This window comes from Ruegeria sp. CL5, assembly GCF_056536485.1.
The window spans coordinates 1-14899 of record NZ_JBQFPS010000002.1; the positions used below are offsets into that span (position 1 = coordinate 1).

A 14899-nucleotide genomic window follows, 5' to 3' on the forward strand; every position below is an offset into this window, starting at 1 on the left:
GAGCGACGTGTTAAATGCAGTTTCTCTTGACGACGTCAATCATAACTGGACCGAGATTGATCAGGAAATAGATGAGGCATTCTTATTTGCCGACATCCAGACATTCAATGGGCCAGACACTGCGGACCTAAGCCAAAGACAAACTAATGACGGAGTGTACTCAATTCGGGTTGAAGAAGAGCAATCATTAGATGGTGAAAGCAGTCATATCGGCGAAGAAATAGCCCTGATTTGGACTTCGCACGATACCATTGATCTATTTCTATAAATCCAATGAAATGAGTTCGAAACGCTCAAATTCGGCCCGGCAGTCCTATAGACTAGCCGGGCCGCTATTTTCGAGGCTTCGTCCTATTAAAATCATCCTTTCATTGAACATTTGAAGGGCTTGTCAGAAGAACTTTGCTTGAGCGGGCGTAGGGGTGTTGCGTAGCTTTTGCCCATAACCAGACCTGCCTCTTTTAAGTACTTCAAAACTAGCCCCGAGATCATCCGCCTTGCGGTGATGCTGTATATTCGGTTCCCACTCTCGCTTCGGAATGTCGAAGATCTGCTGCCCGAGCGAGGCATCGACGTGTGCCACGAAACTGTCCGATTTTGGTGGAACCGGTTTGGGCCGGTGTTTGCATCAGAGATCCAAAGAAAGCGTGTGCAGCAGCTGCGCGCGTTCTCGAAATGGAAGTGGCACGTGGACGAGGTCTTCGTAAAGGTGAATGGCAAACGGCATTATCTTTGGCGGGCTGTTGATCACGAAGGCGAGGTGCCGGAAGCCGTTGTCACCAAACGCCGAAACAAGGCTGCAGCACTGAAATTCCTCAGGAAATTGATGAAGCGACACGGTAAAGCGGAAAACGTCGTCACGGATCGCTTCGCATCCTACAAGGCGGCGCTCAGAGAGCTGGGCGCGCTCGAAAAACAACAGACGGGCCGGTGGCTCAACAACCGCGTCGAGAATTCGCACCTGCCGTTTCGACGACGCGAACGCGCCATGCAACGTTTCAGGCGCATGCGAAGTTTGCAGAAATTCGCCTCCGTCCATTCCTCAGTATACAACCACTTCAATCAGGAAAAGGTAGGCAACTCGGGCTCATTTAGAATAAACGCTAAGCTGACCTGGGGTTCCGATCAAGACTACTGAGATTGGTGTTAACTCCAGCACGACCTGGCAAGTCTGTTGAACGACGGTTCCCGTTTCTGTTCGTTCAACCGGTGCGAGCGATCTGGCGACGGATGAGGTTGTATGCTTACGCAAGATCAAGGTCCTTGACCGCCTTTTCTGTCATAATGTTGCGCGCGCGAAATCAGACCAAAGGAGGAGGCTCAAAAAATGCTAGAAGACAAAGAATCCCCGCAACTTTTCACTGGAACGCATCCGTTCTCCGACAACTTTCGGCGTGAAATGGAAACCCTGATGTCGCGTTTTTTGGGGGGAGGATCACCTTTCCTACCAATGGAAACGGCTGCGCAACGCACGGGTTTTCCGTCTCTTGACATGACAGGTGCGATTTCACCGGCAATCGATGTCCAAGAAACGGATTCTGCGATTGTCCTGACGGCTGAATTGCCAGGGCTCGAAGAGGATGATGTGGAAATTGAGATCAAGGATCGCAGGCTAATCCTGCGCGGTCAGAAGAAGATTGCGCATGATGAGACGGGCGATCTGCGTGTCAGCGAAAGAAGCTATGGCAGCTTTTCCAGAGCAATGTCGCTGCCAGACACTGTGGAAATCGACAAGATTTCAGCAACATTCGACAAAGGCGTTTTGCATATCGAAATGCCGAAGACTGAGCCTCAGGATCCAAGCCGTAAGATCAAGGTATCGTCGAAATAGACGGTCTGTTGGCTCGATACGGTGCTTGAAATGCCAAAGCAGAGGGTCGATCATTGACCGGCCTTCTTCGAGCTGCGGCCTGATAGATGTTTTTGGGTTGAATCCGGGCAGACATCGCAAGTGTTTGTATAAATGCGTTTTTTTTGTACATTCGCACCAGGCCATGGGTTTGGTGTTGCAACGTGGTAGAATGCCCTCACGCATTTGGATAGGGAGCCGTAATGCGAAAACCAGAAGCGAGTAGCATTACATCGGCAGGGAATGGTGGTGAAGGTGAGGTGCGGGCCTTTCTGGAGAGCCTGACAGGTCCATCGCGCGGAAACGTGAACTGGCTTCTCGATAAAGCTCTAACCGTTTCAGTTGACGAAGGCAGGGTGCTATGCTTTCGACCTAAAGATGACCTACCTCCTCATGATAACGATATTGCCACACTACAGTGGGCTGACAACGACCACACGATAACCGCGTCAGCAGGGTGCAATGTATGGGTAAACGGGCAAAAAGCCTCATCGGCGTCTCTTAGGCATGGCGACATGATCGAGTTTGGCGAAAAGGGCCCCATGTCTCGATACAGGTTGTGCGATCACTCATTTCCCGCACACCACACAGTCGAAGATATCCTCAGTGACGCATATGCTTACACCCGAACGAGCCGTCGACCCTTCGCCAAAAAGATGTCTGGCGCCCTTCGCGATAGTGGGCGGCGGCTTGCGTCTCAGACCACGATACTTTTCAGGATCACAGTACTTGCAACGCTTCTTGTGATTGCGGGGTTTGGTTACCTACTTTACCAAAACGACCGGCGCTTGGCGGATAGTATCGAACAGGAGTCCCGCAAGATCGAAGCGGTTGCGGTTATGCTCGCTCAAACACGGGAAGATGCAATTACGCCTGATGACTTGGATTCGTTGCGTGATGCCTTTGAGAACCAGGTCTTGTCGACCCAACAACGTCTTGGAACTTTGGAACAACGGGTGGGGGCACCCGCGCGGGTGATAGCTGCCTCCACTCGATCTGTCGCTTTCCTTCAGGGGGCTTACGGGCTGCGCCACGTAGAAAGCGGGAAGATTTTGCGGCACGTTTTGGGACCGAACGGAGAAAACCTGAAAACCCCGTTTGGCCAGCCTTGGATCGAACCGGACGGGACCGGCGAACCCGCAGAATTTCAGTTCACCGGAACCGGGTTTTTGATTGCTGGGGCACCGTTGATGGCCACCAACCGCCATGTCGCTTTGCCCTGGACCTCGGGGAAACGAGAAAAAGCGCTGAACGACGCTGGTCTCAAGCCTGAAATGTTGAGGCTGCTTGCCTATTTGCCTGATCAGACGGAACCAATAGAGGCGCGTTTGGTCCGGTTCAGCGAAGCGGCAGACTTGGCGATTTTGACGGTAGAGCCAAGCCGCGTTCACGACCTCGGCATTCCGTTGGCGGATGCCACATCGCGCGTAGGTGAAGAGCTTTATCTGTTGGGGTATCCAACGGGTTTGAAAGCATTGATCGCGCAGGCTGGTCCGGGCTTTTTAGAGGAACTGGAAGCAGAAGGGACGTTGAATTTTTGGTCGATAGCGTCCCGGCTTTCAGCACAAAGCAAGATACATCCGCTAGCAAGCCGGGGCATCGTTGCGCGGACGAGTGGGAGCGCCATCGTTTATGACGCTGAGACTACGACCGGTGGAAGCGGAGGGCCAGCATTGAATCGGCGGGGCGAGGTAGTTGCCATCAATGCTGCGATCCTGCCCGAGTTTGGTGGTTCAAACATCGGCGTCCCGGTCTCACATCTCAGAGTTCTGCTGGGAGAGGTGGAAAGCCAGTAATCATTCGCTCGTTCGGAAGCGCGAGTTTTGAACGACGAACACTGTAGCCAGTGGAACGATCACTGAGATCACGGCCACGGAGATCAGCAAGTATCCAAGTTGACTATAGTCCGCGTTGGACGTGACCGCACCGGTTTCTGGATTTGTGACAGCGCGAGTCGCAACGAATGTTTGGTTGAGGTATTTGGTGCTGAGGCTGCTGGCCGACAATGCCATGTTGGTAAACGATGCCATTACGGCAAAGAAGGTCGCTTTCAAATGAGTTGGAGCATTGCGTGCAATCCAAGCCAACATCGGGACCATGGCGATCTGTCCGAGTGGAGACTCAACAGCGGTGTCGAGAATGGCAATAAATCTTGCGTCGACCACTTCGCCGGTATGCGCCGCCGTCCATTCATGCACGCCATAGTAGAGTGCAAGGTTGGGCAGGGCGAGAACGCCTGCGGCGATCGTCAGCAATACCACCACATGCGCAATGGAGCGATTCGCCAGAAACGGCCGGAGAATGATTAAACCCAGCAACGCCAGCAGCGAAGTTAATAGAGCCAGGATTGCCAGGAATTGTTCATCGAATCCCAGTTCATCGATTTCAAACCACGTCAGGCCTGGTCCCGGTAGCGGTACAGCGCGAAACACAAAAATGACTGTCGCTGTCCCGATCAGGGCTTTGGCTTGGGCCGGGTCCAGTTCCTTCAGCAGACGCGACATGAGGTACAGGATCACCATCAGTGAAACCGCAAAAACGGTCTCTTGCGCAAATTTGAAATCGGCAGTTCCCAGCACGATGCTGAGCACAACGAATGCGAGGCCGCCGAGCAATATGGACCATTTGACTTCGGTGACTTCATCCGGCGTATGTGGCGGGTGTCCGTGCTTGGCAAGCTGACGCTGGATAAAGCTGTGAAGAACCACTCCACTGACGGACAACACCGGGATGGCCAGAGCTATCAGGTATACTTGGCCATAAAGCGCAAGGCGTTCGGATTTTTGCAGCTCTTCGGTTCCAGAGAATATCCAGATGTTTACAGCCGCAACCGCCGCAAACCCGGAAATGATCGAAACTCTGCCCAAGGTCTGCATCGTCGTGTGCTGAGCACGGGTTTCTTCAGGTGTTAACGGTAGGCCGCGCTGGTCAACCTTTGGGACCGCCTCAACGGTCATGCCGTCAGCGACAACATCCTGAATGGCATAACCGGAAGGCGCCAAGAGCAGGGCAACAACATACCAGTCTTCCAACGGCATGAACTTGGACATCTGTGCAGGCGCGGTCACGAGACCGTACATCGTGAGCAAAGACAACGTTATCAAGGTAGCCCCAAACAAGATCAGCAGGGACTTCCAGCGCCAAAACAGGTCGACGACATGGCCAAGTGGCATTTTTAGGATCCAAGGGAGACCGGCCCAAAATGCAAGTCCAGCAACGAAAGAGGCGGATAAATCTAGATAGTCTTTGAGGAAAAAAGCTCCGACGACCGAGGTCAGGCCGGACACGCCGGCAGCGAAGTAGACCATCAATGGCGGTAAATACGACCATTGCAGCTGCTGAACCAGATCTACAAACGTTCTATGCCACCAGGCCGAAAGTTTTGATCCTATTGAAGTTTGGTCAGTCGTCATTTGCCATGGCAGCCCGTCGAAGCCTTTGGGTCGTTGTGTCTAGTTAGAGAAATCCAGATCCGAAAAGCAATGCACTGGTGATCACCCCAAGGATCGGCACGACAAGAGGAACACGGAAATGCTTGGCGGGCTCGTCCGGCTGCATCTTCAGCAGGATCAGCGAAATGTTGACCAGCACAAAGACGCCCAGAACGACCTGGGATGTTCGCTCTGCCAGAGTACCAATCGGTATAGTTTGAGTCAGCAGAACGATGATCGCTACAACCAGCAAAGTAGCAACAACCGGTGTCTGCGTTGCTTTAGGGACTATCGCCAGAACCTTCGGCAAATAGTCACGGTCTGCTAGTCCGTAGATCACTCGCGAGGCCATAATCATCTGGATCAGTACTCCATTGACTGTCGCCACAATCGCGACCGCGGAAAAGCCCTGTTTTATCACCTCGGGGGCGTTTAAAAACACAAGCGCGAGGGGTGCTGCGGATGTCGAGAGAACATCGATCGGAACAACAAGTAAAACCGTCATTGAGGTTCCCAGATACAACACGGTCGCCAGAACGAGCGTTAGCAAAATCGCCTTTGGGATGGTGCGCACAGGGTCTTTAACCTCTTCAGCGACATTGGCCATGTCCTCGAAGCCAACAAATGCAAAGAAAGCGAGAAGTGATGCTGCGAAAATGCCCCTCCAGGCGTCGAGTTCCAGCGGCGGAAGCATTGAACTTATCGCGTATCCCTGCGGATCCTGGATCGACATGCCCCAGCCAATCACAAAAAGAAGACCTGCGATCTCGATGATCGTGATGACGGCCGCAACAAGGACTGACTCCGTGATCCCCCAAAGTGCGATAAGACCCATGATCAAAACAACGCTGACAGTCAAAATAGGGATCGCAATACCGGTCAAAGCGTGCAGGTATGATGCTGCTCCAATTGCAACGGCAGATGCCGAGATAACGCCCGAGGCCGCCACCGCAAGCCCGACGAAAACCGCCATCCAGTTTTTTCGAAATCCCGCCTCAACATAGGCTGCTTCACCTGCGCTGACAGGAAATCGAGTTGCGAGTTCTGCATACGAAAGCGCGGTGAGTGATACGACGAGCGCGGCTACAACGAACGACAACGCCGCAAACTGACCGGCAATGTCTGCCGTTGCACCGACTAAAACGTAGATGCCCGCTCCGACCGTTACCCCAAGGCCGTAAAGCGTGAGCAACGGGGTAGTAAGGGCCCGTCTGAGTTTCTGTTCGTTTGGATCAACAGAGTTCATAAGTGATTTCCGCCAACTGCCCTTTCCGAATGTCGTCAGTGGCGTCCCTCTTTTTTCCCCGATTGGCGCAGCGGCTTAATCCTATGGTCAAAGCTGCACCGAATGCCTTGTGTCTCAACGTCTGGGCGCATTGGGCGCCAATCAACTAACTGGGGGCTCGCCACCACTCCTGCCGAGCCCCCGTGGGTGGAACTTCCACTCCTTCAAAATTCCGTTCACCTTTGTGTTTACTTGGGGACAGGACGGTGAACGTAGAATATGTTGAAACATTCAAATTTTACTATGTAATTCATGTTGGTGCTTTGATCTATGTCAATTACCTCGCGGCGTCGGGTCTGCGAGGCTGAACGCAACCCAACAGTCGTTTGTCGTCGGACTTAAAGGCAAAGCAAACATGTTCGACGGTTTCAGATTTAGGGTGGAGAGCAATTCGTGACGCTTTGGAACCTGTTACCAGTCTTGGGCTCGGATGGATGCGCTCAGATGGTTGCATCGCGTGCCTTATCACATATGGCGAATTCTCAGGCATATGAACATATTGGAAGGAGCACCGTCTGCGCGCAAGGGTGGTGAGGTCAACGATGAGGTGGCGTAGTTGTAGGCCGGCAGGAATAAATTAGGCGCGTACACCAAACGCTATTCGACTGAAACGCCAATCCTCGTACAGGAGCGTCCAAAATGAGCAAGGTCAAAGTGCTTTCTTAAGGATGCCTTATAATAAGATTTTCTTCCGGGGCAGCAAATTGGAGAAGCATAAGGGCCGTCCTCGAAGATGGCGCAATCGCACAGCTAAGCGTATGCTGCGTTGCATCCGATGACCGCGAAGAGCCCAATCCGTGAAATTGATTTTTTCGCTGCGCGCGCTCGCAGCACAAAATTTGCGGCGAATGCATTATCGTGAGCGCGGCGTCGCGGCGGGAAGACCGACCATGCGTGCAAGATGCAGCAATATTTGTTCAGTCAATGAGAAAGTCGCGGATAAGTCGGACATTCTAATTGTTGGCCCAAACGGCTGGTTTCGATCCAGAGTTGACAAACCTGATCCACGGATCCTTCAGAAACCCGAAATTCGCTGCTTATGTATCTTGTTTGGCACTTATTAGCGAAAGTAGGCGCTCAAGAAAAAGGCGAACCTTGAAGCCGCAAAATCTGTTGATGCATCAGCCTCATCGTCTCCTTTAGTCCCTTGTATCAAGTTTGTTTTGGATAACGAACTGAGTTACCGGGTCAACATCCTCGTTATGAAGCAATTTCGCAAATTGGGTATCCAAGCGAATGTCATTCCAGTCGCGCATGGCTATCGCAATCTCCAACGCTGACGAGTTATCGTGTTCCAATTCGCGGGAGAATATTTTTATGATCTGATCCCTCAGAAAGGGTGACGCTGTACCTGAGTCAGCCAATGCTCGAATGAGAGATCGTTTATGGTCCTGTTTTAGATTTGCGGTCTTCAGCGCGGCGTCGACGGCTTTTACAGCAGGTGTTCCGTCAACAGCGATCCCGGCCAAGGCCCAATCGTATGTGTAAGACGATCCCTGAAGAATAGACTTGAGATATCGTGATCGAATAGCTCGCTTGGCATTTTCATCGTCGAGTTGCAGACCAAGCAATCGAATCGCAACCGGCACGAAGCTTATCCGCGCGAGGCTGTCAAACTCACGCAACAGTACGTCTGCTGCAACCTCGTTTCGCAACATCTGGATGCTGCCATATGGCGCACGGTCGATTTCGATCAGGGCGGTGTCTCTTAACACCTGATCCTCGTGCGAAAGGTATCGCGCAAAAAACGCAACGCGCGCATCGGATGCTGTTTTGTTGTTCTGCCAGAGTTTCTCCTCTACCCAGAGGGCTTCCAGGAATTGTTCCCGCTCTGGGCTCAGAGTGAAAATCCTTTTCCACTTGCGTGACCAGCCGCGTCCGGCGCCGTCTTTTTCGACGGTCCCGTAGCTCAACAGAACCGTCATGTCAGGGTTTGCGCGGTAGGCGGCACGGGTCGAACTGTCGATCAGGAATGGAATCTTCGGAATTCTTTTAAGGTCGTCTGGTGACCCCTTAATTTGCTGCTTTGGAACGAATTTGAACGGATTGTCCGGTGCAGGTGACGCCAGCACGACGACATCGGCGGCAATCAAATGATCTGCAAGTGTGGCCTCGGGCAGCGTGATGCAAACCTGACATGCCAGCGCCGGACGCAGTTCGAGTATTCCAAAACACAAGATCGAACAAATCAGGAAAACCCTTGAAATGGGCGGACGCAAACGTTTCCAATATTGGCTGCGGATATGATGGGGATCAGCACGCATCACTCTATTCCTCGACCACGCGTCGCAATCCGTCCAAATCGATCAAAACGGTTCGCCCGTACTCCAGGCGTATGAGGCCTTCGTCCGCCATTTCTCCTAAATATACGGAGATCTTCGACAGAGCGATTTTTGACAGATCCGCAAGTTCTTGTTGGCTGCCAACAACGGTATCTGTGGGTTCGGCCCCTTGCAATGCGCCGCGCCACCCACCCAATCGCAGAAGGGCGGCAGCGATGCGTTTGCGGGTTGTCCGCTGTGTAAGGTCATTGGCCGCGGACATGGCCAGCAGTTGGTTCATCGAAGTAAGGCGGGCAAATGCCTCCCATAGATCTGGCCGAGCATTGGCCAGTGTACGAAACCGGGAATACGAAACCCTGATCAATCTGACGTCACCGGCAGCCTTCATTTCTACCAAACCGTCAACATCCAGCAGCAACTCTGACTCACCAAACCAGGCGCCGGGGTGATGAATATGACCAAGTACCGGCTCCATTTCAGTCAATGCGAGACGAACCTGAACCTTTCCTGAGATGGTTCCGTAAAGCGAATTTTGCGGCCCGCCAATTGCGTAAATCGTTTCCTTGTCCTTGTAGTCGACGATTTCCGAAATCTGTTTGAGTTGCTCCAAACTTTCTCCGGAAACACCCCGAAGCCATGCCGAGGAAAAAACAGGAAAAGGCTGAGCTTTGGATTTCTTCATCTCAATTACCCCATATGGGAAAATATTTGTTAAGCCGTTCTGTTAGTTTCGCGCAATAACGCGCGTGTGGCACCAAAATAACCACCTGATAATAAACAATATTGTGGGGGCGCTAAAGATGTATTCCGCTCAAAAGTCACTTGGGCTCTTATTCTCAACTCTCGCATTGAGCCACGCGTTACTAATATATGTCGCTGCCACTTTAGCACACTCGGCATTCGCTCAGGATGCGCCTCCGTGGAACCCGGGTGACCGCGAATATTCGCCTTTCCCAGCGGATGAATTTCCAAATCAAGTTCTGTTCGGCGACACCCATTTGCACACGTCCTATTAACCGGATTCCGGAATGATCGGGAATAACCTTGGTCCGGCGGATGCCTAACGGCGCAAAAAACTTGGTCATGTCGACACTCTAAGGCAACGAGATGAATGATTGTAACAGAAATATAACGTCCTGTGGATAAATTCCCCTAAACAACGGCGTCTGGCTTCGCCCATAACCGTTCGACACACAGGCAACTGTCACAAATCCGTTTCGCAATTGCCAAGAAACTGATTTAAAACTGTCACCGATTTGTTGTCTGCGACCGTTATCCGCCCTTTCAAACACTGGGGGCGATATGCTGAAGATCGACGCGCTGACAAAGCGGTTCGGAGAAAACACGGCTGTGGATGCAGCCAACATTTCCGTAGACAGGCCAACGATGATCGGGATAATCGGGCGTTCGGGTGCGGGCAAGTCAACGCTCCTGCGCATGCTCAATTGCCTGAGCGATGCCACGAGCGGGACAATCACCTTCGAGGGTGAAGAGATCACATCGCTGCGCTGCGCGGCCAAGCGCAACTGGCAGTCGCGCTGTGCGATGATTTTTCAGCAGTTCAATCTGGTTCCGCGCATGGACGTGGTGTCGAATGTTCTGCACGGAACGCTGAACAAGCGGTCGACATTTGCGACGATGTTCAATCTTTATCCGCAGACAGACATCCACAAGGCCATCGAAATCCTTGATCGTCTGGGCATCGCGGAGCAGGCGCCCAAGCGGGCTGAGGCCTTGTCCGGCGGGCAGCAGCAGCGCGTCGCCATTGCACGGGCGCTGATGCAGGACCCAAAGATCATCCTTGCGGATGAACCGATCGCCTCACTCGACCCGATGAACGCGCAGGTGGTGATGCAATCGCTGCGCGACATTCACGAAGAAGATGGCCGCATGGTGATTGCCAACCTGCACACGCTGGATACCGCGCGCCGATATTGTGATCGCGTGATAGGGATGCGGGATGGCCGCATCGTCTTTGACGGCACGCCTGCGCAGCTCACCACGGGTGTTGCGCGCGATATCTACGGGGCCAGCGCGGATTTTTCCGAGGCGGCCACATCCACCGAGATCGAAACACTGGACAGACCCGAGGTTCGCGAAGCCGAAGCCTATGTTTGAGCCAGTTTCCCACCCGCGCGTGGCGCGGGCCACCTTTATCTAACCAACTGGAGACAATGATGAAAAAGACCCTCGCATTGGCACTCACCGCTACCACTGCCCTGAGCACGGCCGCTTTCGCCGAAGGCATCAGCGAATTCCGCATCGGCATTCTGGGCGGCGAAAACGCGCAGGACCGGATGAACTCGTACCAGTGTCTGGCGGACTATACGACCGAGGCGCTGGGTGTTGAAACCAAGCTGTTTGCCCCGGCCGACTATAACGGCGTCATTCAGGGTCTGCTGGGTGGCACCATCGACATGGCATGGCTGGGCGCGTCTGCTTATGCCGCGACCTATCTGCAGGATCCCGAAGCGGTTGATCCGGTTCTGATCAAGGTGAACGTGGATGGTTCGATCGGCTATCACTCGATCGGTTTTACCCGCAAGGATAGCGGCATCACGTCACTGGATGACATGGAAGGCAAGGTTTTTGGCTTTGGCGACCCGAACTCGACCTCGGGCTATCTGATCCCTTCGATCGAGATCCCGCAGTACAAAAACGGCGTGACCATGGAGAGCGGCGAATACTTTGGTGAGGTCAAGTTCACCGGCGGCCACGAACAGACCATCGTTGCGGTGAACAACGGCGACATTGACGGTGGCGTGACCTGGGCCGACGCCCAGGGCAACTGGGAAGACGGGTATAACTCGGGCGCACTGCGCAAGGCCGTGGATGCGGGCCTGGTCGATATGAACGACATGGTTCAAATCTGGAAATCCAACGTGATCCCCGAAGGCCCGATCGTGCTGCGCAAAGCACTGCCGGCAGATGCGCGCGCTACGATGACCGAACTGGTCGACGGCCTGCACGAGCGTGACCCCGATTGCGCCTATGGTGTTGCTGCAGGCGAAACACTGGGCTTCCAGCCCGTGACACATGACACCTACATCTCGATCGTCGAAGCGCGCAAAGCGAAAATCGGCGGTTAAGTCATTTCCATGACGTCTCCGGTAGCCCCTGCGGGGGCTGCCGGAATTTTATTCGGGGGCAGAATGGCAGACATATCCATGGCGAGCGCGCCACACAGCGTGGCGAGTATTCAGTCGAGCTATATGGCGCAGGTGCAGCGGCGCAGGCTGTATGGCGGGCTGACGTTGCTGATATTCATCGTTTTGATGGTGTCTGGCTTCAACGTGGCCGATGAGCGCAACGCGGGTGGTTTCTGGGAAGGGCTTCACCAGATCGGTGGCTATCCGGCGGATGTTTTGTCGGAAGCGTGGGAAAAGCGCGCGGACCTGCCCGGTTTGATCGCAAAGTATTTTCCGGCGCTGATCGAGACGATCAATATCGCGGCCGTTTCGACCTTGATCGGCGCGCTTGGCGGGTTGTTCCTGTCGCTTCTGGGCACGCGCGGTCTCGCGAAATGGCCGCGCCTGATCCCGCTGTTCCGGCGGATTTCGGACATCATGCGGGCGGTGCCTGAGATCGTGATCGCGCTGGTGCTGATCTTTGTGCTGGGCGGCGGGCCGGTTCCTGCGATGATCGCGATTGCGATCCACGCGGCGGGCGCGCTGGGCAAGATGTTTTCGGAAGTCGCTGAAAACGCCGACCTGAAGTCGGTTGAAGGGCTGGCATCGACAGGTGCGACGTGGTCACAACGCATGCTGCTGGGGGTTTTGCCGCAAGTGGCGCCGAATTATCTGAGCTACACGTTGCTGCGCTTTGAAATCAACATTCGCGCCTCGGCCATCCTTGGCTTTGTTGGCGCGGGCGGCCTTGGATACGAATTGCGCAACGCCATGGCCTGGGGGCCCGGCCGCTTTGACGAGGCTGCGGCCATTTTCATCCTGCTCTTTGGCACAATCGTGTTCTTCGATCAGGTCTCAAGCCGTTACCGAAACCGACTGACAGAGGGGCAAGGCCAATGACAGCGACCGATCTGAGCCTTGCCAAGCACGAGGCGGACCAGCTGTTCCAACGCAAGCGGGTGATGGGCTTTGCCATACCGGCGGCGATCTTTGTCTATCTGACCTATATTTTCTTTGCCTTCGATCTGCCGGGGCTGGCGCAGCGGGCAAATATCGACAATGCGATCACGCTGGCGTCTGACAGTTGGTCGCACAAGGTTCACGTCACGCGCGACAACCGCTCGGGTGAGATCACTTATGCCGTGGAGGGCGAGCGCAAGGGGAGATACCCGGAAGGCAAGCGTCCGGATTGGGTCAGCGGGGATGAGATCATCACCATTGATCTGGGCGGCGACCACATCGTGCGGTACCTGCCGGAAAACCGCACGCAGATCGAAACACCGGGTTTCCCGTTGATCGAAGTTCAGGCCGAAGGGCGCAGCCTGACCAGCAATCTGCCCGACGATGTGCCCGACTGGATTTCGGCCTCGAACCGCCGCATCGGGATCACCACGCCCGAAGGGCGCATCACCATGACCGGGGCGCGGACCGAAGTCTTCAACTATTTTACCGGATGGGAGCTGTTCTGGTTCACGCTGGACAGCCCCTATCACGGTCAGAGCCTTTGGAAGATCCTGTTTGGTGAACAGATTGATCCAAATCGCAGCAATATCTCGGGGGCGGTCTCAGACTGGTGGAACAACGCCATGTGGCGCCACAAGGATGTGGCCTGGGCCATTGGCGAAACGATCCTGATGGCCTTTCTTGGCACCATGGGGGCGGCGATCATTGCCCTGCCGCTGGCCTTTCTTGCCGCCAAACGCTTTTCCCCGCTGATGCCGATCCGCGGTTTGACACGGCGGCTGTTCGATTTTGTCCGTGGTGTTGATGCGTTGATCTGGACGGTGGTTCTGGCCCGTGCCTTTGGCCCCGGACCGCTGACAGGCACGCTGGCGATCCTGATCACGGATACCGGAACGTTTGGCAAGATATTCTCGGAAGCGTTGGAGAACGTTGATCAGAAACAGATCGAGGGCGTTGAATCCACCGGGGCCAAACCGCTGCAGCGGTATCGGTTTGGGGTGATCCCGCAGGTGGTGCCGGTGCTCTTGGCGCAAATCCTCTATTTCCTGGAATCCAACACGCGTTCGGCCACGATCATAGGTGCTATCACAGGGGGTGGTATCGGGCTGATGCTGACACAGGCCATCCAGACCCAAAAGGATTGGGAAGAGGTGGCTTACTACATCCTTCTGATTATCGTGATGGTAATGTTCATGGACTGGTTTTCGGGCTGGCTGCGGGGCAAACTGATTGGGCACAAAGACAGATGGCACGACTGACGGCGGACACAACCTTTATCCATCCTGAATGTGAAGTCACGTCCAGTACGTTCGGCGCCTTTGTCGAGATCGGCAAAGGCAGCCGGGTCAACAATGCGCATTTCGGGGATTATTCCTATTGCGACCGTTATGCCGATATCGCGAATGCACAGATTGGTAAGTTCGCCAATATCGCAGCCTTTTCCCGGATTGGTGCCACGGATCATCCTCTGGATACGGCGGCGTGCCACCATTTCCTGTACCGGTCGGCTGACTATTGGGACGATGCCGCGCATGATGAGACGTTCTTTGCGCACCGCAGGTCGCGCACGGCCACCATCGGCCATGACACATGGATTGGCGCCGGAGCGATGATCAAACCCGAGGTGCGCCTTGGCCACGGCGCTGTGGTGGCGGCCGGGGCCGTCGTAACCAAGGATGTGGATCCCTATACAATCGTCGCTGGCACACCGGCGAAACCTCTGAGAGTGCGGCAACCGGTTGAGATTGCTGACCGCATGATTGCCCTTGCGTGGTGGGATTGGTCACATGTAGATCTGCGCAAGGCGCTGGAAGATTTTCGGAGCCTGAAAGCCGAGGCGTTTCTCGAAAAATACGAGTAAGTGCGTTTGTGTGGCGGACGCAAAACTGCGATGCTCACGCCATCGACGCGTTGAGTGGTGTCACGCTGCGGTGCTTCAGATGCGCCGTTCGGCTGACCGA

At 54.4% G+C, this 14899-nt stretch carries 14 protein-coding genes; 9 read left to right on the plus strand and 5 right to left on the minus strand.

Going from position 1 to position 14899, the window contains the following annotated elements:
• Positions 1-268, plus strand: a 268-nt coding sequence (locus ACR0IU_RS03625; RefSeq protein WP_480715288.1) for a hypothetical protein, incomplete at its 5' end; no start/stop codon positions are given.
• Positions 269-391: 123 nt separating this feature from the next.
• Here ACR0IU_RS03625 and ACR0IU_RS03630 read toward each other — a convergent pair.
• Positions 392-583, minus strand: a complete 192-nt coding sequence (locus ACR0IU_RS03630) for a hypothetical protein (RefSeq protein WP_480715636.1) — start codon at positions 581-583, stop codon at positions 392-394.
• Between ACR0IU_RS03630 and ACR0IU_RS03635 the strand changes: the two genes are divergently transcribed.
• The 3 genes from ACR0IU_RS03635 to ACR0IU_RS03645 all read left to right on the plus strand — a co-directional run bounded on the left by ACR0IU_RS03635 (position 491) and on the right by ACR0IU_RS03645 (position 3645).
• Entirely contained in the window at positions 491-1138 is a 648-nt protein-coding gene (locus tag ACR0IU_RS03635) for an IS6 family transposase (protein WP_480715621.1), read from the plus strand. The genes ACR0IU_RS03630 and ACR0IU_RS03635 overlap by 93 nt on opposite strands.
• A 189-nt stretch (positions 1139-1327) precedes the next feature.
• On the plus strand, positions 1328-1831 hold the full coding sequence (locus ACR0IU_RS03640; protein ID WP_480715289.1) for an Hsp20/alpha crystallin family protein: 504 nt from the start codon (positions 1328-1330) through the stop codon (positions 1829-1831).
• A gap of 221 nt (positions 1832-2052) precedes the next feature.
• A complete protein-coding gene (locus tag ACR0IU_RS03645; RefSeq protein WP_480715290.1) occupies positions 2053-3645 on the plus strand; it encodes a trypsin-like peptidase domain-containing protein in 1593 nt (530 codons plus the stop codon).
• On the opposite strand, the gene ACR0IU_RS03650 is transcribed toward ACR0IU_RS03645, so the two are convergent.
• The 4 genes from ACR0IU_RS03650 to ACR0IU_RS03665 all read right to left on the minus strand — a co-directional run bounded on the left by ACR0IU_RS03650 (position 3646) and on the right by ACR0IU_RS03665 (position 9529).
• Positions 3646-5022: an MFS transporter gene (locus ACR0IU_RS03650; protein WP_480715291.1), complete on the minus strand. Its 1377-nt coding sequence runs from the start codon at positions 5020-5022 to the stop codon at positions 3646-3648.
• Between the two features lie 283 nt (positions 5023-5305).
• Positions 5306-6526, minus strand: coding sequence for an APC family permease (locus tag ACR0IU_RS03655; protein WP_480715292.1), 1221 nt, complete (start codon positions 6524-6526; stop codon positions 5306-5308).
• 1178 nt (positions 6527-7704) lie between these two features.
• Positions 7705-8829 carry a hypothetical protein gene (locus tag ACR0IU_RS03660; protein WP_480715293.1) on the minus strand — a complete coding sequence of 375 codons (1125 nt, stop codon included), beginning with the start codon at positions 8827-8829 and terminating at the stop codon, positions 7705-7707.
• 4 nt (positions 8830-8833) lie between these two features.
• Positions 8834-9529, minus strand: a complete 696-nt coding sequence (locus ACR0IU_RS03665) for a Crp/Fnr family transcriptional regulator (protein WP_480715294.1) — start codon at positions 9527-9529, stop codon at positions 8834-8836.
• A gap of 620 nt (positions 9530-10149) precedes the next feature.
• Here ACR0IU_RS03665 and phnC point away from each other — a divergent pair.
• From phnC to ACR0IU_RS03690, 5 genes are all read left to right on the plus strand, one after another.
• Positions 10150-10965: a phosphonate ABC transporter ATP-binding protein gene (phnC, locus tag ACR0IU_RS03670; RefSeq protein ID WP_480715295.1), complete on the plus strand. Its 816-nt coding sequence runs from the start codon at positions 10150-10152 to the stop codon at positions 10963-10965.
• 59 nt (positions 10966-11024) lie between these two features.
• A complete protein-coding gene (gene phnD, locus ACR0IU_RS03675; protein WP_480715296.1) occupies positions 11025-11936 on the plus strand; it encodes a phosphonate ABC transporter substrate-binding protein in 912 nt (303 codons plus the stop codon).
• 63 nt (positions 11937-11999) lie between these two features.
• Entirely contained in the window at positions 12000-12875 is an 876-nt protein-coding gene (gene phnE, locus ACR0IU_RS03680) for a phosphonate ABC transporter, permease protein PhnE (protein ID WP_480715297.1), read from the plus strand.
• A complete protein-coding gene (gene phnE / locus ACR0IU_RS03685) occupies positions 12872-14197 on the plus strand; it encodes a phosphonate ABC transporter, permease protein PhnE (RefSeq protein WP_480715298.1) in 1326 nt (441 codons plus the stop codon). The genes phnE (ACR0IU_RS03680) and phnE (ACR0IU_RS03685) overlap by 4 nt, the downstream gene beginning before the upstream one ends.
• Entirely contained in the window at positions 14185-14799 is a 615-nt protein-coding gene (locus ACR0IU_RS03690) for a DapH/DapD/GlmU-related protein (protein WP_480715299.1), read from the plus strand. Before phnE (ACR0IU_RS03685) ends, ACR0IU_RS03690 begins: the two co-directional genes overlap by 13 nt.
• Positions 14800-14899: the final 100 nt, after the last annotated feature.